Below are 21,975 nucleotides of genomic sequence, written 5' to 3'. Positions count from 1 at the left end.
TTTGGGCATTGACAAGTTAAGTCAATCTAAATCTTCTGCCGGAAAATGTTGCAATTTTCCGGCAGAAGAATCAGAATCAATAGCCGTTAAAAACTAAAGACAGTCCTCATTGTGCCGACAAAAATATCACTATTCACATTGTTATGATTAGAATTAGTAAGATAAAATAAGCTTGGTATAAGCTTAATATTCTCAGTTAAAGGATACTCATAAAAAGCTTCAAAATGTAATCCTGTTCCTTTATCTTCTCGTGTTGCCATCGTATTATAAATAACTTTAGGCGGCATTCCAAAACCTAATCCACCTACAGCACTTTTTTTAAATAAATCAAGAAAAGCAAGATTTACAGCGTAGTTTATAATATCAGCATTGCCCTTTATCCCATCCGCTCGTTCAGCATTAATATATCCAAACCACCCACTCACAGCAAACTGAGGAAACATCTTCCATAAAGCTCCAACAGCATAAGAATTAGAAGTAAGGGGTACACCTGAACCGAAAGGAATGTTTGAGAAAGTACTACCTGTTCGATGCGATAAATCGCCGTTCGCAGAATAGTTACGTACATACAACAATCCCAGTTCAACGTTTGAGACTGGTTGATAAGAAAGCTGTAGTAAACCACTATAAGTACCATTAAATAATCCTGCCGCACCAGTAGTAATCTCAGCGTTTTGTGCGAGATACCCTAAATCCAGTCTTAGTGAATCATTAAATCTATAAACTCCGGCAAAACCGCTACCTGTAGTATTCCCAATACGGTATATAGGATTACGTTCCAAAAAACGTGAAGGAGAACCTTTTGCACCACCAAAGCTAGCGAAATATGGGTTAATTACTGTTGCGTAGTAATGATGAGAAGCAGAATTTCCGTAAAGATAAACTTTAAAATTTTTACTGACAGGAAACTGATACTCTAATAAATTGAGAGCAATATTATTATCTGTATTTCCAACTTCAAAAGATTGTCGCGTCATGTTTGTGCCAGTTGCGCCATTAAAATTTGGCACTCTATTTGAAGCTTGCAAACGTACAAGCAATCTATCTCTACCTGTAAAGCTGGTGAGGAAATTCATTCGAGCGCGGTAGTTCAATGCTAAATTAGCATCAATTGCAGAATTGGGGTTACCATCAGCACTGTCTCCTATCGCATCATTTGCTGCCAGCACAACAGAAACGCTTAATCGAGTTATAGGTGAAAATTTATTTGCTGTTATTTCTGCACTCTTTGCTTCTAAATTATCTAACCGCTTTTGTAAAGACATTAGTTCTGCAGCAAATTCATCTTTTAAACGTTGTAAAGTAGAAATTTCAGCAGAAGTAAATATAATATTTTGATTTTCTGTCAGTTGTTGAACTGTGTTTAAGCAATAATTTAATGCAGCAGCAAACTCATAACGAGTTAATCTCTGATTACCCTTATAAGTGGTATTAGGGTATCCAGTAGTGCAACCATAACGTTTAACTAAGGATTGCAACTCTTGGAATGCCCAATCAGTAAATTGTACGTCTGAAAGCTGCTCAACAGATGTAGTTTGAAGCTCTGTTTGCTCCTCATGCTCAAGTTGTGTAAATGTTCTTTCATGCTGAACTTCCTCCGCTAAAACAGAATTGAAGAAGACTATCAGAAAACTAAAACTCACTGTGCAAATAGACAGTAGTTTTTCTGAAATTACAGACATTTTTGTCCTGCTCATCACAAGAATTTCCCTAATGTAGTTGAGTTAGAAAATCTATCTAAAGGGTTATTTACTTTTTTAATTAGAGGGATTTGTTATTTATAGATTGTATTAATTATTCCAATAGAAAGATGTAAATACATGAACAATGTATTATTTTATATGTCGGAAATTATTGAAAATACTTTTTGAAATTAGCACAAAGATTGTATTTTTTGAACATTGGGATTCTTAGGCAACTGAAATTTTACCCAGTCTTCTTAATATTAAAAATTAAAGGAATAATGCCGTGAAAGCGAAAAGCTTATACATCGGTTTTGCTTTGCTGCTGAGTATGAATTTTCCTAGCAGTGCCCAAAAACCGCAGCAACAAAGAATAGAGCGTATGGAAGGCTACCTTGCAACGCCTGAGCGTTTAGAATTTCGAGAATCGCTCTTACAACAACTTAAGATGCCTGCGGGATTTCGCATTAATGTGTTTGCCAAAGACTTAGGCAACCCCAGGAACTTAGCAATTGCTTCTGATGGTACTGTCTATGTCACCCGCCGCGAACAAGGTGATGTGTTAGCGCTGCGTGATCTTAAAGGCGATGGACGTGCTGATCAAATACAGACTGTTGCATCAGGGCATAAATATGTTAATGGGATCACGATTCATCAAAATCGTCTTTACTTTGTCACAGACAGACAGCTATACGCACTAGATTTAGGAAAGGGCGGAAATGTAGGCAAGCCAAAGCTGTTGATTGATGACTTGCCCGATGCAGGACAACACCCAAATCGCACAATTGCCTTTGGCCCTGATGGGTTACTTTACATAAGTGTAGGCAGCACTTGTAACGCCTGTGACGAAACAAACAACGAGAGCGCTACATTACTACGGGCACAACCTGACGGTAGCAAGCGGACAATTTATGCTCAAGGTTTACGCAACACTATCGGTTTTGCTTGGCATCCTGAAACTAAAGAATTGTGGGGCTTAGATCATGGTTCAGATTGGCGTGGTAATGATCAACCACCAGAAGAATTGAATAAAATTGTGCAGGGTGCAGACTACGGCTGGCCGTTTTGTTGGGGCGATCGCCGTCCTGATGTATATTTATCATCAAACCCGCAAGGCAAAACCAAGGAAGAATACTGTGCTAAAACCGAAGCGCCAGTTTTAACTTATACGGCACACAGTGCGCCACTGGATTTGGTTTTTTATACTGCCTCTCAGTTTCCTCAAGAATACCGCAGCGATGCTTTTGTAACTATGCGCGGCTCGTGGAATCGCAACCCTCCCGTAGGTTATAAAGTAGTACGGATACGTTATCAACAGGGCAAACCTGTAGCATTTGAAGATTTCATCACAGGATTTTTGAACTCTCAAGGAACGGCACAATTTGGTAGACCAGTGGGTCTTGCCGTTGCACCAGACGGTTCGCTATTGTTCACAGATGATACTAATGGCGTTATTTACCGAGTTTCTTATACAGGTACAGGTAAGTAGCAGAGGTTAGGCGAGAAACGGGCAATCATAGTAATGTTCATGTGTTAAAACTACATTCTGTTCACCAGGCGCGATGAATACGCATCTGGTGAATTATTGTAATGAGTCATGAGTGCTAATTGGTATCAGCTGCGATCGCAGCTTAAAGTGATGAGATAAATTGTTAATCAGTTAAAAATAATCAAAACTAAACGTTATTTTTAGCAAAATTTTTTAATTACTTTTTAGGTCATTCCTCATACTTGAAAAAAGTGCCTTCTACATAAGTGGAACCCAGTATGAAACGAACTAGAAAGTCTCTGCTATTAGCCTTGAACTGGGTGTTACTGTCATTTGGGACATCTATTTTAATTATTCTGACGCAACCGACAGCATCCGTTCCCGCACAAGAACCTGTTGCATTTAGCAAAATTGAAGCTGCGAATACACCCAATCCAGAAAAGACAAGAGAACAACAGCTACGGGACGCGCTGCAAAACTCACCAACGCCACAAGCAACTGACACACCAAAGCCTGTTGTCATACCACAAGCTACACCCAAGCCTGAAGCAAGCGAACCAAAAAAACCAGATTTGGCAGAGGAACCAGCACCCAGTCCTGAAGAAATCGCCCGTCAGCAAAAACTAATAGAAGCAGACAAGCTTTATTTAGCAGGACAAATTGCAGAAGCCGAAAAAATTTATCGTGAGGTAAAAGAACCTTTTGCCAAAACAAGCAAATCCCAAGAACGTAAAGCAGCAATAATCGACCCCACGCAACTATCTTCAGGGGGTAAGGTATATTGGCGAGAAGCAGAAGCGGGGATAGCTAGTAAGCTGCAAACAAGAACTCTAGTACCACTGGAACTTTTGGTTCAGCAGTATCCAGAATTTATCCCTGGACATATTCGATTTGCTGAAGTTCTCAAACAATACGATCGCCCTCAACAAGCATTGGATATATTAGAACGGGCATCTTCACTTTATCCAGATCAACCAGAATTAATTAAAGCTAGAGTCACAGCACTCGCAGAGGCAAAAAAATGGATGGAAGCCTCATTAGCAGCGCGTCAATTTGCCATTCTCAACCCGAAAAATCCGCAAGCACCGGAGTTTACAAAGTTAGCCGAAGATAATCTCAAACGTTATAAATCTTATATTCAAGGAGAGATTAGAGGCAATGCGATCGCCAACATTATTACAGGTGCATTAGGTTACGCTGTCACAGGCAGTCTAGCTGGCCCTTTTTCCGCCCTTGACTCTACGATCTTGCTGCTACGAGGCGAAGAATCAATTGGCGAATCAGTAGCCAAGCAAGCAAAACAACAACTGAAACTAATTACTGATGAAACAGTTGTCGCCTATGTCAATGAAATCGGACAGAAACTGGTAAAGGTAACAGGACGCAATGATTTTAAATACGAATTTTTTGTTATTCCCCAAGAAAGCCTGAACGCATTTGCACTGCCAGGGGGGAAAATATTTATTAATGCAGGTGCGATCGCTAAAACAAACTCCGAGGCAGAATTAGCTGGGTTAATTGGGCATGAATTATCTCATGTAGTTTTATCTCACGGTTTTCAATTAGTCACCCAAGGTAATCTAGTCTATAACGTCACTCAATATATCCCTTTAGGCGGCATTATCGGTCAACTCTCTGCACTCAGTTATGGACGCGATATGGAACGTCAAGCAGATACCCTTGGTACACGCCTGATTGTTGCCAGTGGCTACGCTGCTGATGGCTTGCGTAACTTAATGATGACTCTAGAAAAACAACAAAAAAATGTTCCTCTTAGTTGGTTATCTTCACACCCAGGAGGTAGCGAGCGTGTGAGTTATTTAGAAAACTTGATTGCTAGTAGTAGTTACAACCGCTATGCCTACGAAGGCGTAGAACGTCATGCACAAATTAGAGCAAGAGTCAAACAGCTACTCAAAGAGAAAAAAGAACAAGAAGAAAAAAAACAATCTTCTAAATGAACCAAAAAATAAAATCTTTCGTCACTTAAATTATCAATATCCCCACCTTCTTTCATTCGAGGATGATTTATGTCATCACAAGCCTTTAAATTTATTTTTTTGAGCAGTTTGGGTTTAACTTGTTTCCTCGGTAATTCTGTAGCAATGGCCCAATTTGATTCTGGTGGCGTTGTTGTGCCAACAACAGGTTCATCAACACAGACACCAATACCAACAGACTCAACCATACCAACTTCAACCACTGTTGATAGTAATACTCGGTTTAGCTGCCAGCCTTACAATGGACAGTACACCATCATGTATCAACCCCAAAGCCAACCAGGGCAATACTTTCCTTGGGCAGCACCTGCGGCTTTGGGTGGTGGCTGGAATTCGCAACTTCGTTGCCAAACCATTGCCAACCGCTTGGAAACCTATCGTCCAGATGGCTTACAAGAACTTCAAACAGGTGTACTAAATAACGAGAACATCATCTGTGTTACCACTGAGGCTGATCCCAGCTGCCGCATCGTGTTGACAGTACCTCGTAATAGAGACCCCTATGCTGTTCGCAATAGTATATTCCAAAACCTGACTACTGCTGACAGTGGACAACAAACTACAGCTGTCAACACTTATCGCAACAATCAAAGCGGATTAGGTGATATATACAACTTAGGCCGCACACTTCTAGGTAATAACAATCGAGTTTCTTCCTCTAGAAGTGGTATCAATCTTAAACCTTTCCTTGATCGCAAAGATGGCGGCAATGGTAGCGGACTGAAAAATGGCGTGGCAATTCGTTCCCGTTCCAACAGCCAAACCAACAATCGTCAAACACCTAATCTCAGACTTAATCCTGATAGATTCCGCCGTTAAATATCTGGCAATGTTTTCTGACTCAAACGCGCTACAAATCTCTAGTAGCGCGTTTTTGTATTAGAACTAATACCTATTCTCCAAAATAAGCCTACAGATCCAAACCATTAGTCAATACGGTTCAGATAAGAGTTGATCCTCCCTATCCCTCCTTTTTAAGGAGGGAATTAAGCCCCCTTAAAAAGGGGGTTGGGGGATCTTCCGAAACCAAATACCACTAACTGAAACGTATTGAACCATTAGTAGGTAAATTTGCTTTCAACGGTCAGACTGCGTATGTAGTTAGAAACCACTTTAATTCCAAAGGTGGCGATCAACCATTATTTGGGCCAAATCAACCCCCAACCCTCAGCAGCGAGACGCAACGCAACCAGCAAGCTACGGTGGTGAAAAACTTTGTTGAAAGCATTTTGTCGATTGATCCCCAATGTTAATGTAGCTGTGTACACACCAGGCGATCGCAATTTTACAAACTTACCCAGAGTTGCGATCGCCGTGATTCAAATTAGCAATATCTGCTTAAGCAAAAAGTATCAGTTTATTCATTCCCTACATCTAAAAAAGTTTTGAGTTTGAAATTATAAGTATCAATTTTTCCTCCTCTTTACTGAGCAAGGAAATTTTTTTGCATTTGATATTGCATATATGAGCAGCTTATGCTTTTCCAAGAAAAAACTTATTTTGACATGATTATGAGTTTTTAACCTTTTGCTAGATGTTTCTTAATCTTGCTCGGATAACTTGAGGGACTGAATACGTATTAATCATTTACCATCAGGCAAATAAATGTCTTTTGGAAACTTCTTAAAAATAAAGATTTTTAGTAAATCACGATAGCGTTTTTCTGACTTTTTGAATAGGGAATTTACTGGTCAGCAGTCATTGCATTGATGCAAAATTACAAACTTTTGCTTCCAATGATGGCTTAATTTTGTCAACTATGTATCTACCTCAAAACTAACTCATGGTAACTACGAACACAATTCGCTTTTCCCAGTTCAATGCTTCCCTGAACCGCAATAGTGAAGGTCAACTAGTCACCGATTTATCTACACCAAATAATCCTCAAGCAAAAGCCGTTGCAGAAATTATCCAGCGGAACAATCCTGATGTACTACTAATTAACGAGTTCGATTACGTTCAAGAAAATCCTTTACAGCCAGTTCAACTATTCCAGCAAAATTATCTTGCTGTCAGCCAGAACGGTGCAACTCCCGTTAACTATCCCTATGTTTATATTGCTCCTTCAAATACGGGTATTGCCTCTGGCTTTGACTTGAACAACAACGGCGCAGTAGTTACCACCCCAGGCGCACCAGGATATGGCGATGATGCTTTCGGATTCGGGAATTTTCCTGGTCAATTCGGAATGTTGTTACTCTCCAAATATCCTATTGATACTGCTAATGTGCGTACCTTTCAAAATTTTCTTTGGAAGGATATGCCAGAATCACTACTTTCTACTATCACCACTCCTGATTCTAATACTCCTTGGTACTCGCCAGAAGAACAAAACGCTTTACGCCTTTCCTCTAAAAGTCATTGGGATGTACCCATTCAAGTAAATGGTAAGACAATTCATGTCCTAGCCAGCCATCCCACGCCACCAGTATTTGACGGTTCCGAAGACCGCAACGGTAAGCGCAACCATGATGAAATCCGCTTTTGGGCAGACTACATTAGCCCTAGTAAAGGCGATTACATTTATGATGATGCAGGCAAAAAAGGCGGTATTGCTACTGGTTCTAGCTTTGTGATTATGGGCGACCAGAATGCTGATCCATTTGATGGTGACAGTTTTAACAATGCTATATCGCAACTGTTACAAAATCCCAGCATCAATACTAATTTTATCCCTAGCAGCCCTGGTGCGCCTGAACAAGCCGCCTTGCAAGGTGGTGCAAACGCGAGTCAAAAAGGCAATCCTAATTTTGATACCGCAGACTTTGCCGATACAACCCCTGGAAACCTGCGAACTGACTATGTATTGCCTTCGGCTGATTTGACAATTCTTAACTCAGCAGTCTTTTGGCCAGCCAGCACTGACCCGAACTTTCCTTTGGTAGGCACTTTTAACCCTAGTCTTCCTGGTGGTTTCCCTAGCTCAGATCATCGCTTAGTATTTGCAGATGTGCAAGTAGGCCCAACCGAAGCAGGTAAAACCATTACTGATATAGAATTTCAAGGGCAGACTACATTTGCTACTGACTTTACGCCTGCTGGTGCGGCAGGAACAGTAAATGGAACACAGACTAACTTAGGTGGACTATCCGGTGTCACTTATGATGCTGCTAACAATCGTTATTACGCTATTTCAGACGATCGCTCTCAGCTTGCTCCTGCACGTTTCTATACCTTCAGTGTTGACCCAGCCACCATTGCTACAGCTGGAGCAAATTTTACCAATGTCACCGCCCTCAAAAATGTTAATGGTGAATTTTTTTCTGCCAATAGCCTAGATCCAGAAGGCATTGCTTTAACTAGCAATGGCACAGTTTTTATTTCCTCTGAAGGTGAAGCCAATCCTAACGCAGGTCGTGTTAGCAATCCCTTTATTAAAGAATTTTCACTCGCCACAGGACAGGAATTGCGATCGCTACCTGTACCAAGCAAGTTTTTACCAGTGGTTGAGGACACCAACGGCAACAGTATTGTAGACACAGGCGATACTCAAATTTCAGGCGTTGCCAATAACTTAGCTTTTGAAAGCCTTACCATCACACCTGACCAAAAAACTCTATTCACCGCCACTGAAAATGCTTTGTTCCAAGACGGGCCACTCGCTTCTATTACAAACGGCACTCGTTCTCGGATTTTACAATACAACTTGGTGAGTGGACAACCAGAGAAGGAATATCTCTACATCACCGATGCAGTAGCACAGCCACCCAACCCAGCTAATGGATTTAATACCAACGGCTTAGTAGATTTACTGGCAATTGATAACCGAGGTACATTACTCGCGCTGGAGCGTTCTTTCTCCGCTGGGCTTCCCGGTACAGGCAACACTATCAAAATCTACGAAGTTTCTCTCCAAGGTGCAACTGATATCAGCACCATCAACTCTCTCAGCAATTTGAGTGAAACTCAACTAACAGCAATTCAACCTCTACAAAAGCGGTTGCTATTAAATCTTAACGACCTGAACCTACCTAACGGCACAGATAACATCGAAGGCATTACCTTCGGCCCCAAACTAGCAGATGGTAGCCAGTCAATTGTGCTGGTGAGTGATAACAACTTCAGCCCAACCCAATTTACCCAAATATTAACCTTGAGCGCAGATATCGTGAATACCGCAAATCCTAGCGTAGAAACTAGACCCGATCTCTTTGACGATGAGACTCTACCTATCGACCAGCGTGCTGATGCAGATGACCCAGCTATTTATGTTAACGCCAACAACGCTGCTGACAGCTTGGTATTGACCTCGGTAAAAAATGCCGGACTGCGGGTTTATGACTTGTCTGGTAAATTATTGCAGGAAGTTAATCCCGGTGGTATTCGCTACAACAATGTAGACTTGCAATACGGTTTTAAGTTAGGTGGACAATCTATAGATATTGCCGTAGCGAGCGATGCCTTCGGCAACCCCTCCGGGGAACGCGGCAACGATAAATTGGCAATATTTAAAATTAACGCCAATCCCAGCACCCCCGGTCAATATCTAGAAGACATCACCGATAGCAGTATTGGCACTCTCTTCCAAGCAGCACCCTTTACTCCTCCCTATTCCCCCTCATCTCGCAGCGCTTACGGGCTGGCTCTATATCGTAGCCCCATCACTAATGATTACTACGTCTTCACTAGTCGCCGAGAAACTGGGGATGTGGCGCAATTCAAACTGATTGACAAAGGTAATGGCAAAATTGGTGCTGAAAGAGTCCGGGAGTTCACCATCCCCACAACTGGAGAACTGACACCCCAAACTGAGGGTATGGTAGTAGACCAGGAAACTGGCTTTCTCTACATTGGGCAAGAAGATGTCGGGATTTGGAAGTTCCAAGCCGAACCCAACGGTGGCAAAATTGGCAAGCTAATTGATAAAGTCAAAGATTTGGGCGGTTCTCACCTTAGCAGTGATGTAGAAGGACTAACTATTTATTACGGCAAAAACGGCACAGGCTATCTACTCGCATCTAGCCAAGGCGATAACACCTTTGTTGCTTATACTCGTGAGGGCAACAACGAATATGTGGGTAACTTTGCTATTGGTAGCAATGGGACTATTGACAGTGTGCAAGAGTCTGATGGAGCGGATGTGGTGAATGTGCCATTGGGGCCTAACTTTCCATCTGGTTTATTTGTTACTCAAGATGGTTCTAATGAACCTGCAAAAATAGCTGATGACGAAAACATTAACTCTAACTTCAAGTTAGTACCTTGGGAAAATATTGCTAACGCCCTCCCCACTCCTTTAACAATTGACACCACCAGTTACAATCCACGCACCCCTGTTGCCCAACCGAAGCTAACTATCTATGACTTTAAAAATCTTCCAAAGTTAGGAACAACCTCCAAAGGTCAAGATATTCTCTTAGGCGGTTTCTCCGGGTTGTACTTTCAAGGAACAGCAGAAAACGGCAACTTGAAATTTGTTACCCACACAGACCGAGGCCCGAATGGCGAACCTGTTGGTGCTAACAGACCATTTTTCTTACCCAACTTTCAGCCAGAAATAGTCAGCTTTGAACTCAACCGCAGCACAGGCGAAATCAGCATTACCAAGAGGACGGGATTATTTCGCCAAGATGGTAAAACTCCCTTAACTGGATTACCTAATTTGCAAGCTGGGGCAAATAACACAGCTTATACCGATGAGATTGGCGTTGACTTAGACAACAAACCTTTACCTAACGATTCTTTGGGCGCTGACTTAGAGGGTATTGTCGTCGCACCAAATGGTGATTACTGGATGGTGGATGAATACCGTCCGGCGATTTACCACTTTGATAGTAACGGTAAGTTGATTGACCGCTTCATTCCCAAAGGAACTGCAACTGCACCCAACCCAGATCAACCAGCCGGAACATTTGGTACTGAAGTATTGCCAGAAGTTTACGCCCAACGCCGCGCTAACCGAGGATTTGAAGCTGTGGCGCTCCAAGGTTCTAAACTTTATGCTTTTATTCAGAGTGCCATTGATAATCCAGATGTCAGCAATGACGCAACTTCTAAGGGTTCTCGCAACTTGCGAATTCTAGAGTTTGATGTTGTCAGCAAACGAGTTACAGGAGAATATTTATATCTTCTAGAAGGTTTACCGGGAACTGACAAAATTGGCGATGCTGTATCCTTGGGTAACGGTAAATTTGCTGTAGTTGAGCGAGATGATAACGGTACTGCTGCTGGTAATAAATTGATTTATCAAATTGATTTAAAAGGCGCGACCAACATCAATAACACTGCTAAGTTGAAATTGCCGACTGGTAAAACCATTGAACAACTCACTCCTGCTGAGTTAGCATCTGCCAAAATTACCCCTGTAAGCAAGAGCCTGATTGCTAATGCGGCTCAGTTGGGTTATACCGGAGTCGAAAAGCTGGAAGGTTTAGCACTAGTCGCACCCAACACTTTAGCTTTACTAAACGACAACGATTTTAACGTTACAGGAAATACGCCTGCTGAGAAACTCGGCATTCTTGAGCTACCTAATAACCTGACATCTCCTCCCAAGGTCACGCTTAAAGGCTTTGCTTCACTCCCAGCCGATACCTTCGCTGAAGGGCCGCCATCAGGTAGCGCCATCACTGGGAATACTAACGGACGGACTATTCCATTTCCCCAGCAGCCTGTTCAAGGATTTAGTGGTGTACAAGTAGCTGATAAAAACTCTTTCTGGTTCCTTTCTGATAATGGTTTTGGTAGTAAAGACAACAGCGCTGATTACCTGCTGCGTATTTATCGCCTTAACCCCAGTTTCCGAGGTTATGAACCAAAAGGCGATGGTAGTGTCAAGGTGTTGGACTTTATTCAACTATCTGACCCAGATAAGAAAGTTCCCTTCAACATTGTTAATGAGAATACTAGCGATCGCCTGTTAACAGGTGCAGACTTTGATGTGGAGTCTTTTGTCATCGGCTCAGATGGCACAATCTGGGTGGGCGATGAATTTGGCCCCTTCCTGCTACACTTCGATGCTACTGGTAAGCTGCTGGATGCTCCTATCTCTACGCCCAACCCAGTAAATTTAAATACACTAGGTGGTAAAACACCGATTGTAATTGGGCATCGGGGCGCTAGTGGTGAATTGCCAGAACACACTTTAGGCGCTTATAAGCTGGCAATTGAACGCGGGGCTGATTTCATCGAACCCGACCTAGTTTCTACTAAAGATGGTGTGCTAATTGCTCGTCATGAGCCAAACTTGATCGCCACCACCGATGTAGCAGATCGTCCAGAGTTTAGCGATCGCAAAACGAAGAAAATTGTCGATGGTAAGGAAGAAGAAGGCTTTTTTGCTTCCGACTTTACCCTCGCAGAAATCAAAACACTACGGGCTATAATGCCCCAAGGCTTCCGTACTCAAGTGTTTAACGGCTTGTATGAAATTCCCACTTTTGAGGAAATCATCGACTTAGTTAAACAAGTAGAAAAAGATACGGGGCGTAAAATTGGCATTTATCCAGAAACTAAGCACCCAACTTTCCACGATGCACTGGGTCTGTCTCTGGAAGAACCCTTACTCGCAACTCTACAAAAAGCCGAGTTTACCGACCCCAGCCGAGTATATATTCAGTCCTTTGAAGTTAGTAACCTCAAAGAGTTGAATCAGAAAACGGATATCCCCCTGGTTCAATTATTGGATGCAGTTGATGTTAACCTTGACGGTTCGCTAATTGAGACGCAGCCCTACGATTTTGTCGTCAACGAAAATACTCGCAATTATGCAGACCTGCGAACACCCCAAGGTTTGCAAGAAATCGCCACCTATGCCGACGGTATTGGCCCGTGGAAGCGGATGATTGTATCTGTGAAAGGTGTGGATACCAATGGGGATGGGAAAGCGGATGATGTCAATGGTGATGGCGCAGTCAACGATGCTGACAAAAACCTGACTTCTCCAACATCTCTAGTAAAAGATGCCCATGATGCAGGTCTGCTGGTACATCCATACACCTTCCGTAACGAAAAGCAGTATCTAGCGTCAGATTACAACGGCGACCCAGCGCAAGAATTTAAACAGTTCATCAATTTAGGAGTTGATGGTTACTTCACTGATTTTCCTGGTACAGGCGACCTTGTACGCGACCAACTTACAGGACAGTTTGTGCGATCGCCACAAAATCCTGATGTCCTGAAAAAGACTGATTTTGCTACCTTAGATGGCAATGCGCCTTTAGTTATCGGTCACCGTGGTGCTAGTGGTTCACGTCCAGAACATACCTTAGAAGCCTACAAACTAGCGATCGCTGATGGCGCTGATTTTATCGAACCAGATTTGGTTGCTACCAAAGATGGAGTGTTAGTGGCGCGTCACGAAAACGCTTTGGCAATTCTCAATGCTGATGACAGTGTTAACCTTAGCGATACCAGCACTGATATTGCCAGCCGTCCAGAGTTTGCAGACCGCCTAACCACCAAAGTTATTGATGGTCGCACTGTTAAGGGTTGGTTTACTGAAGACTTGACCCTAGCAGAACTTAAAACTTTAAACGCTATTGAACGCCTACCCAACCTACGAGGAACCAAATTTAACAACGATAAGTTAAAGGTTCCCACCCTGACAGAAATTATCGATTTGGTGAAGCAGGTAGAAACAGATACAGGGCGTAAAATTGGCATTTATCCAGAAACCAAGCATCCCACCTACTTTGCTACTGAAGGTCAACGTTTAGATGGCACACTCATCAACACTAATTTGGGCAAATTATTAGTTGATACGCTAGTTGCCAACAACTTTACTGACCCCAAACGGGTATTTGTCCAATCCTTTGAAGTGGGTAATCTTCAGGAACTCAATGATGTCCTGATGCCTACGGCGAATATTAACTTACCATTAATTCAATTATTTGGTGGGGCTACTGACAAACCCTATGATTTTGTAGTCGGTGGTGACTCCCGCACTTACGGCGACCTTACTAAACCTGCCGAACTAACCAATATTGCCGAGTATGCAGCTGGTATTGGCCCTAATAAACGCCTGATTGTGCCAGCAAAGGGAGTTGATGCAAATAGCGATGGCAAAGATGATGATGTCAATGGCGATGGTGCAGTCAACGATGCCGACAGAACTACAACTACTCCAACTACCTTAGTACAAGATGCTCATGCTGCTGGGTTACTGGTACATCCATATACTTTCCGTAACGAAGGCGTTTACCTAGCATCAGATTACAACGGCGACCCGAAGAATGAATATGAACAATTCATCAATTTAGGAGTCGATGGTTACTTTACTGATTTCCCTGGTACAGGCGACTTGGTGCGCGACCAAATCGCAGGTGAACCAGCAGTATCTAACCTTGCTGCTTCTAGAGGGTTTGAGGGCATGGCAATCAGCCCAGACAAGAAAACCCTGTATCCGTTGTTAGAAGGCACTGTTTTTGGCGATCCTGCGGGTTCACTACGCATTTATGAGTTTGATGTGGCTTCAAAGCAGTACAAAGGAGTACTGGGTTACTACCGCATGGAAAGCCCCAGTCACGCCATTGGTGACTTTACTGTAATTAACCAGGATGAATATCTCATAATTGAGCGAGATGGTGGTCAGGGCCCAACTGCTGAGTTCAAGAAGATATTCAAAGTTAACTTATCTCAAAAAGATGCCAATGGCTTTGTTGCCAAAGAAGAAGTTGCTGACTTATTAAATATTCAAGACCCCAAAGACTTGAATCAAGATGGCAGCACTGAGTTTACATTTCCATTTCAAACTATCGAAGATGTGTTGGTGTTGGATGAAAAAACTATCCTGGTTGCCAATGATAATAACTATCCCTTCTCAATTGGACGACCGCCAGCAATTGATAACAATGAATCCATCATTATAGAGTTAGAAAAACCGCTGAATTTTCAACCCACAAAACCAATACCTTTAGGTACAAATCTGCAAGGTAAGCCACAGGGAGAAGTGTTTGATTTGCGGGACGTGAAACAACAAGTCAAAGCTGAGTTTATAGTTAGCAGAGACGCGGCTTTTGATAACTTTGTTGGTTTTTATCAGGTAACTGATGAGAATGGTGGTATTGACACCAACGGCGATCGCCAAGCAGACCTTCTTCCAGGACAGGCTGGTTATACTCAAGCCGCTGTCCGTGGGCGCGTTGGTGGTATTGACCTGATAGGTAATAATCAAGGTACGGCAACTTTCAGCGGCACTTTCCAGCCTGGTTTCATCTTCGCACCATTTATGATTGTTGATGGCAGACCGGATGCCATTCTCAATGCCGATACTAATAACGCTCCAGCAGTTTACTTCCCATTCTTAGGTGCAAATCCTGACAAAGTTGACCATATTCGCGTGTTGGGAAATAACAACTTTGGCTTTGAGGATTTAGCAAATGCTGGCGATCAAGATTTCAATGATGTCATGATCCAAGCGAATTTGAGTATTGCCTAAATAGTTAAAGGAAAAAGAGGAGTTATTCTATGCTTCCTTTTTCCTTTATTTATTACAATGCGGTTAATATTTATTAATAGGACTTACGCAAAATATCTCTGAAAACCTCTTTACTCTGTGTCCTTTGTGTTCTTTGCGGTTCGTTGTTCCGTTACTACTGCCCGTAAAACTCGGAAAAAAATAATTTTAGGGTAGGCATTGCCCACCCTACAAAGCTGATACTTTTTATGCAAATAAATTATCCAAATGTTGTACCATTCCAACCCCACATATAACCTTTGCCATCGGCAAATTCTATATAAATACGGTTTTTAGCCACGCCTAAAGCTTGGTTAATCTGCTGGCTAAAATCCTGACTCATCGCCTCGGTTTGGTCAGGTTTCATTGTGCCAACGCTCTTAATTTCAATGTAGCAAACCGGCTCTGTAGTGCCAGCGAAGGTCATAGGAATTCCCGCTTCAAATGAAGTCATCACATAAGATTCTGGTTTGCCTGTATGCTTTGCTAATTTAGCTGATAGGCTTTTAAGCATTGCCTCAACTTCAGATTTTTCCGGGGCAGATGCAGAAGTTTGTACTTTAATTAATGGCATAGTACCGATTCAAGATTTTGGATAGTAAATTTGCTAATTGGTTCCACATGGTTAAGTTTATCGAACCGCAGAGTTGTAGAGGTGAGTGGGAGACGCGGGGACGCGGAGATTTATACATAGCTAAATTTTAGAGAAAGAGAATAATTCAAAATTCATCCTTAAGAGTGCTAGTCCCCAATGCCCAATTCAATGATGAGATGAGCGAAACAGATGATTATGTTCGGGATGATATAAACGCGATCGCCCTGTCGCTGCTGAGAGTGCTGGACTGATTAAATAAAGTGTAGTGCGAATTAGCTGTTCTTGATAAGTACAATCTGCCATCTGGTTGAGGGGAACAACGTGAATCTTTTCATCAGGCCATCCTATACGAAAGCAAATAGCTACTGGGGTTTCGGCTGGGTAGTGTTCTAGTAGTTTGGCTTGGGCATTTTCAATGTGACGCGCACTCAAATACAGGCAAAGGCTAGCCTGATGTGCTGCAAGGGTGGCTAATTCTTCACTAGCAGGAACTTCTGTGCGTCCACTGATCCGCGTCAAAATGATCGTTTGGACTAAACCAGGGACAGTTAGTTCTACTTTGAGTTTGGCAGCCGCAGCTTGAAAGGCACTAATACCTGGGATGACTTCAAAGGGAATTTTTGCCTCTGACAGCAGGTGCATTTGTTCGTGGATAGCGCTGTAGAGACTAGGATCACCAGAATGGAGGCGAACAACAGATTTGTGCGATCGCACCCGTTCTATCATCAGCGGTACAATCTCTTCTAAAGTTCTATTCGCAGTCCGAATAATTTCTGCGTCTGGGCGACAAAGATCCAAAATCTCTTCAGGTATTAATGAATCAGCAAATAAAATCACATCTGCCACAGCTAGCAGTTTCTGCGCCTTAACCGTTAATAAATCTGGATCTCCAGGGCCTGCACCCACAATGTAAATGCTTGGTGTAACAGAATTTAACGATTTTTCATAACATAATCTCTCTGCATATTCACTCATAAAATCACATCAATCAATTCTTCAAAAAATTTTTGGTATTTTCTCAGTGACTTTCCGGATAGTCCCTATTTGACTAGTAGAGAGTAATGGTAGATGCACCCTGGTTAAGCCCTGGAGAACCCTCTAGGGCATTTTTTATTTAGGGTCATTGGTCATTAGTCTTCCTTGTTGCCTTGTCTGGTTGTCTCCCAATTCCCTGATCACCCTTGGGGGCAGAAACGACATCGGGCAAAGGGCGTTGAGCTATGTAAAGCCACGCCAAACCAGCTAATCCTACAAGAATACCGATTAAACTCACGACTTGGGCGATTCTTAAAGGCCCCAGCATCAAGCTATCAGTGCGGAAACCTTCGATCCACAAACGTCCTAAACTGTAGGCTGCAAAGTAAACTAAAAATAACGTACCGACTTTTAGGCGTGGCTTGCCCTGCAAAGCTCGAAAAAATAACGTTATCAGCAGGATGAATACCATTAAATCCCACAGAGATTCGTAGAGAAACGTGGGATGAAAGTACTCAAAATTTGCTAACTCTGGAGGACGACGATCCGGTGGAATATATAACTTCCAGGGTAAATTGGTGGGACGACCAAAAGCTTCAGAGTTGAAGAAATTACCCCAACGACCGATCGCCTGCCCTAAAATCAGCGAAGGTGCTACTAAATCTGCTAATTGCCAGAAAGAAACTTGCTTGAGTTTGGCAAAAATTAATGCTGCTACCAATCCACCAAGAATCGCTCCATGAATCGCAATCCCACCTTGCCAAATGGCGATGATCCGCTCTGGATGTTGAGCATATTCTGGCCATTGAAACAAAACGTAATATAGCCGTGCTGCGGGAATAGCCCCAATCACCAGCCAAATTGATAAATCGCTGAGTAACTCTGGATTAACGTTACGGCGTTTTGCCAAGTACTGGGAAAGGCTGACACCAATTAACACTGCTGTGGCAATTAACAAGCCATACCAGCGGATAGTTAGTGGCCCTATTCTCACGAGAGTAGGGCCTGGAGAAGTAAATTGAAATGCCAAAGGCAAAATGGAAAGATCCAGTGCCATGCAAAAGTACCTACGATAATTACTATCAATCAGCGTTAGCAGCTTCCAACCCTACGGCTGGAAACTGGGGTTTTTGATTATATAAACAATTAGAGCAGGTTTTGCTTTGAGGCGCTCCTGTGAGCCACAAAGACGAAAGGATACGGAGACAAAGAGACGATTTGTTATGGGTGCGATCGGGGTTTGCCTAGCGTATCTGTAGCACTTAGTGCAGTGTCCCTTTGTATCGTCCATGAAGGACTTGAAATATTGCAACAGCGATTGGTACTAATCCCAATTCCCGATCCCCAATTCCCAGTACCCAATCCCCAGCCCCTTTTTCAAGATTTAACAGGGTTTTACGGAGGTTCCTATATAATCGCTTACATAACTTTGATGCAACTAAAATTGTGATTGCTATTTACCCTGGTAGCTTCGATCCGATCACTTTGGGACATCTTGACATAATTCAGCGCGGTAGTCGGCTGTTTGAGCAGGTGATTGTTGCTGTACTGCGGAATCCTAACAAAATGCCACTGTTTAGTGTGCAACAACGGTTAGAACAAATTCGGCTATCGACCCGACATTTACCTAATGTAGAGGTGGACAGCTTTGATGGTCTGACAGTAAACTATGCCCAAATGCGACAAGCACAAGTGTTGTTGCGGGGTTTGCGGGCTGTCTCAGACTTTGAAATAGAGTTACAGATGGCCCATACTAATAAAACTCTGTCAACTCAAATAGAAACAGTTTTTCTAGCCACCTCCAACGAGTATAGTTTTTTAAGTAGTAGTGTGATAAAAGAGATTGCAAGGTTTGGTGGCTCTGTCGATCATCTCGTTCCCCCACACATTGCCCTAGAAATATACCAATGTTACAACCACAACTCTCCAATCTCGAACCCAACAACAACGGAAGCAATTACGCCCCGCAAGAGTATCCCGATGGATCAGGAAGCGTAGATATTGAGCAGGAACTCAATCGCTTAGAGGAAATGATTCTGTCTAGTCTTCGGATTCCGCTGACAGGACGCACTCTAGTAGATGAGGAAAAGCTATTAGAACAGCTAGATTTTATTAGGCTTTCTTTGCCATCATTTTTTCAAGAAGCAGCATCAATTTTAGACCAAAAAGAGGAAATTCTTTTAGAGGCAGAAGAATATGGACAGCAAGTTGTTGAAGCAGCCCAAGCTAAAAGAGCGCAAATTTTAGCTGAAAGTGATGTTATCAGACAGGCCGAGCGAGAAGCTGAACAACTACGGCGACAAGTGCAACAAGAATGTGAAGCAATGATGGAAGAAACCCTTGCAGAAATTGACCGCAAGCGTAATGCCTGTATGCAAGAATTGGAGGAAATGCGACAAGCCGCGATCGCCCAAGCCCAACAAATAGAAGTCGGTGCTGATCAATATGCTGATAGCGTCTTAGAAGGCATCGAGCAGGATCTTAAAGATATGTTGCGAATTGTTACCAATGGCAGACAAGAGCTGCGAGCGGATATGCCCTCACAGCGTAATTCTTCATCATCCAAAAAGAGATAAACTGTAGTTCTATAGTTTATCTATTTAAACTAATTATCATATAGAAAAAGGTTGAATACAATAATTTAATACTTAAATATTTAAAATAAAAAAATTAATCGCAGCAAGCCTAACTGTTATTGTATATACAGATTAAATGTGTAACAAGTTACTTATTGTTTAATTTTAAAAAGATACTTTTTTAAAAAAACATTTTATTAAGCTGCATAGTCAGTTTCAATCCCTAATAGGGATTTTAGTTAATTGGAACCCAAAGGTGGCATAGCAAGCGCGATCACAAGACTAGTCGGTTTCAATCCCTAATAGGGATTTTAGTTAATTGGAACCTGCGTTGCAAGCGATCGCCTCGCACTTCTGGTTTATCCCGTTTCAATCCCTAATAGGGATTTTAGTTAATTGGAACAATCGGAATATCCAACCAAGGGGGAATTGAATTTGTTTCAATCCCTAATAGGGATTTTAGTTAATTGGAACTGAAACCAGCAGAACTCGCCAAGAACATTAATAAGTTTCAATCCCTAATAGGGATTTTAGTTAATTGGAACAAAGAGGCGATCGCAACTTTATGATTAACAAAACTGTTTCAATCCCTAATAGGGATTTTAGTTAATTGGAACTTGTGTGCTATGCCCTGATAGCTACTACAACAGGCGCGTTTCAATCCCTAATAGGGATTTTAGTTAATTGGAACCGTTCTTGATGCCCAGCAAATGACTGCTCCTAACTGTTTCAATCCCTAATAGGGATTTTAGTTAATTGGAACCAAAGTTGCCGAGCGATCATTCCGGCGGCCTTTTGGTGTTTCAATCCCTAATAGGGATTTTAGTTAATTGGAACGCTACTCAAAATTGGTTGGGAGTTTCTATTGCCGGGTTTCAATCCCTAATAGGGATTTTAGTTAATTGGAACTTTTGCCAGATTAGAAAAGCAGAAAGATTACGCGTTTCAATCCCTAATAGGGATTTTAGTTAATTGGAACTTAAATAAAAGCGGCGCAAAAGCGCCACATCAAAGTGTTTCAATCCCTAATAGGGATTTTAGTTAATTGGAACTCGATTCGTAGTCCCTGCATCCTTCACAAGGGCCAGTTTCAATCCCTAATAGGGATTTTAGTTAATTGGAACAAACTACCACAAGTACTGCTCCTGCTACAGTTCTTGTTTCAATCCCTAATAGGGATTTTAGTTAATTGGAACTTCCGTGAATTCTTATGGAGGATATGAGCCATTCTGGTATGTTTCAATCCCTAATAGGGATTTTAGTTAATTGGAACGATACTGTGGTTACACGACCTAGTAATACTCGAAGGTTTCAATCCCTAATAGGGATTTTAGTTAATTGGAACCTAATAGCAGCATACTCTAACCAAAAGAATCATGTTTCAATCCCTAATAGGGATTTTAGTTAATTGGAACACATCGCACGGGTTTTACCTGTGGGCATCTTCGCGTTTCAATCCCTAATAGGGATTTTAGTTAATTGGAACCTCCAATAAGCCCACCACCACGCTTAAGGTTTCCGTTTCAATCCCTAATAGGGATTTTAGTTAATTGGAACCTGGAGTCCGTCAATCTGATATCAGATGTACCGTTTCAATCCCTAATAGGGATTTTAGTTAATTGGAACTACGTAAACTTTATCTTGGCTTGCGGATATGCTTAGTTTCAATCCCTAATAGGGATTTTAGTTAATTGGAACGTTCAAAAATATTGTTCTCTTCCCTCAGCCGATTGTTTCAATCCCTAATAGGGATTTTAGTTAATTGGAACCTTTGCGATCGCTGACGCATTCCTGAAACGTTCTAAGGAGTCCTAATGTTTCAATCCCTAATAGGGATTTTAGTTAATTGGAACGCTGGTGGTGCAGCCGGAGCAATGGCAGCACAAAGTTTCAATCCCTAATAGGGATTTTAGTTAATTGGAACTCGGCACTGATACCCCTCAAGGCTCCAATGGTGCCGTTTCAATCCCTAATAGGGATTTTAGTTAATTGGAACCTTACCCCAAGCTGATGAAGGAGAAGCTATTAGTTTCAATCCCTAATAGGGATTTTAGTTAATTGGAACGTCCACAAGCACCACAGAAACTACATTCGCGGTGTGGCTGTTTCAATCCCTAATAGGGATTTTAGTTAATTGGAACTTCTTATCATGGCTTTTTTGCTGGAGAATTAGGGGTTTCAATCCCTAATAGGGATTTTAGTTAATTGGAACCGGCATAAGTCCAGGCTCTTGCTAGAAGGTTAATCTGTTTCAATCCCTAA

Annotated in this window: 11 protein-coding genes and 1 CRISPR repeat array (1 of these 12 running past the window's edge); of the genes, 7 read left to right on the top strand and 4 right to left on the bottom strand. The window is 42.2% G+C overall.

Going from position 1 to position 21,975, the window contains the following annotated elements; translation table 11 throughout:
- Positions 1-86 precede the first annotated feature (86 nt).
- A complete protein-coding gene (locus tag AC5JL8_RS14020) occupies positions 87-1,682 on the bottom strand; it encodes an iron uptake porin (RefSeq protein ID WP_495880378.1) in 1,596 nt (531 codons plus the stop codon).
- Positions 1,683-1,968: 286 nt separating this feature from the next.
- Between AC5JL8_RS14020 and AC5JL8_RS14015 the strand changes: the two genes are divergently transcribed.
- The 5 genes from AC5JL8_RS14015 (at position 1,969) to AC5JL8_RS13995 (ending at position 15,549) form a co-directional block, all read left to right on the top strand.
- Positions 1,969-3,171, top strand: coding sequence for a PQQ-dependent sugar dehydrogenase (locus AC5JL8_RS14015; RefSeq protein WP_495880377.1), 1,203 nt, complete (start codon positions 1,969-1,971; stop codon positions 3,169-3,171).
- 278 nt (positions 3,172-3,449) lie between these two features.
- Positions 3,450-5,132: a M48 family metalloprotease gene (locus AC5JL8_RS14010; RefSeq protein ID WP_495880376.1), complete on the top strand. Its 1,683-nt coding sequence runs from the start codon at positions 3,450-3,452 to the stop codon at positions 5,130-5,132.
- Between the two features lie 69 nt (positions 5,133-5,201).
- Positions 5,202-5,990, top strand: coding sequence for a COP23 domain-containing protein (locus tag AC5JL8_RS14005; protein ID WP_495880375.1), 789 nt, complete (start codon positions 5,202-5,204; stop codon positions 5,988-5,990).
- A gap of 396 nt (positions 5,991-6,386) precedes the next feature.
- A complete protein-coding gene (locus AC5JL8_RS14000) occupies positions 6,387-6,560 on the top strand; it encodes a hypothetical protein (protein ID WP_495880374.1) in 174 nt (57 codons plus the stop codon).
- Positions 6,561-6,954: 394 nt separating this feature from the next.
- Positions 6,955-15,549, top strand: coding sequence for a phytase (locus AC5JL8_RS13995; RefSeq protein ID WP_495880373.1), 8,595 nt, complete (start codon positions 6,955-6,957; stop codon positions 15,547-15,549).
- A 238-nt stretch (positions 15,550-15,787) separates the two neighbouring features.
- On the opposite strand, the gene AC5JL8_RS13990 is transcribed toward AC5JL8_RS13995, so the two are convergent.
- The 3 genes from AC5JL8_RS13990 to lgt form a co-directional block, all read right to left on the bottom strand.
- On the bottom strand, positions 15,788-16,141 hold the full coding sequence (locus tag AC5JL8_RS13990) for a phenylpyruvate tautomerase MIF-related protein (RefSeq protein WP_495880372.1): 354 nt from the start codon (positions 16,139-16,141) through the stop codon (positions 15,788-15,790).
- Positions 16,142-16,327: 186 nt separating this feature from the next.
- Entirely contained in the window at positions 16,328-17,137 is an 810-nt protein-coding gene (gene cobM, locus AC5JL8_RS13985; protein WP_495880371.1) for a precorrin-4 C(11)-methyltransferase, read from the bottom strand.
- A 145-nt stretch (positions 17,138-17,282) separates the two neighbouring features.
- Positions 17,283-18,194 carry a prolipoprotein diacylglyceryl transferase gene (lgt, locus tag AC5JL8_RS13980; protein ID WP_495880370.1) on the bottom strand — a complete coding sequence of 304 codons (912 nt, stop codon included), beginning with the start codon at positions 18,192-18,194 and terminating at the stop codon, positions 17,283-17,285.
- Positions 18,195-18,583: 389 nt separating this feature from the next.
- Here lgt and coaD point away from each other — a divergent pair, with 389 nt between their 5' ends.
- Both coaD and AC5JL8_RS13970 read left to right on the top strand, forming a co-directional pair.
- Entirely contained in the window at positions 18,584-19,135 is a 552-nt protein-coding gene (gene coaD, locus AC5JL8_RS13975; RefSeq protein WP_495880369.1) for a pantetheine-phosphate adenylyltransferase, read from the top strand.
- Positions 19,045-19,713 carry an ATP synthase subunit B family protein gene (locus AC5JL8_RS13970; protein WP_495880368.1) on the top strand — a complete coding sequence of 223 codons (669 nt, stop codon included), beginning with the start codon at positions 19,045-19,047 and terminating at the stop codon, positions 19,711-19,713. Before coaD ends, AC5JL8_RS13970 begins: the two co-directional genes overlap by 91 nt.
- A gap of 213 nt (positions 19,714-19,926) precedes the next feature.
- Positions 19,927-21,975: direct repeats of the CRISPR family, unit length 37 nt; unit sequence GTTTCAATCCCTAATAGGGATTTTAGTTAATTGGAAC; it runs 251 nt beyond the window's last position.

Source organism: Mojavia sp., assembly GCF_059505145.1.
The sequence above is the reverse complement of the archived record's forward strand: the minus strand, read 5'-3'. Positions and strand labels throughout refer to the sequence as shown.

Excerpts from the sequence above, each read along its gene's own strand:
- AC5JL8_RS14020 (WP_495880378.1), bottom strand. The coding sequence starts at position 1,682 with ATGTCTGTAATTTCAGAAAAACTACTGTCTATTTGCACAGTGAGTTTT.
- AC5JL8_RS14010 (WP_495880376.1), top strand. The coding sequence starts at position 3,450 with ATGAAACGAACTAGAAAGTCTCTGCTATTAGCCTTGAACTGGGTGTTA.
- AC5JL8_RS14005 (WP_495880375.1), top strand. The coding sequence starts at position 5,202 with ATGTCATCACAAGCCTTTAAATTTATTTTTTTGAGCAGTTTGGGTTTA.
- AC5JL8_RS13995 (WP_495880373.1), top strand. The coding sequence starts at position 6,955 with ATGGTAACTACGAACACAATTCGCTTTTCCCAGTTCAATGCTTCCCTG.
- AC5JL8_RS13990 (WP_495880372.1), bottom strand. The coding sequence starts at position 16,141 with ATGCCATTAATTAAAGTACAAACTTCTGCATCTGCCCCGGAAAAATCT.
- cobM (WP_495880371.1), bottom strand. The coding sequence starts at position 17,137 with ATGAGTGAATATGCAGAGAGATTATGTTATGAAAAATCGTTAAATTCT.
- lgt (WP_495880370.1), bottom strand. The coding sequence starts at position 18,194 with ATGGCACTGGATCTTTCCATTTTGCCTTTGGCATTTCAATTTACTTCT.
- AC5JL8_RS13970 (WP_495880368.1), top strand. The coding sequence starts at position 19,045 with ATGTTACAACCACAACTCTCCAATCTCGAACCCAACAACAACGGAAGC.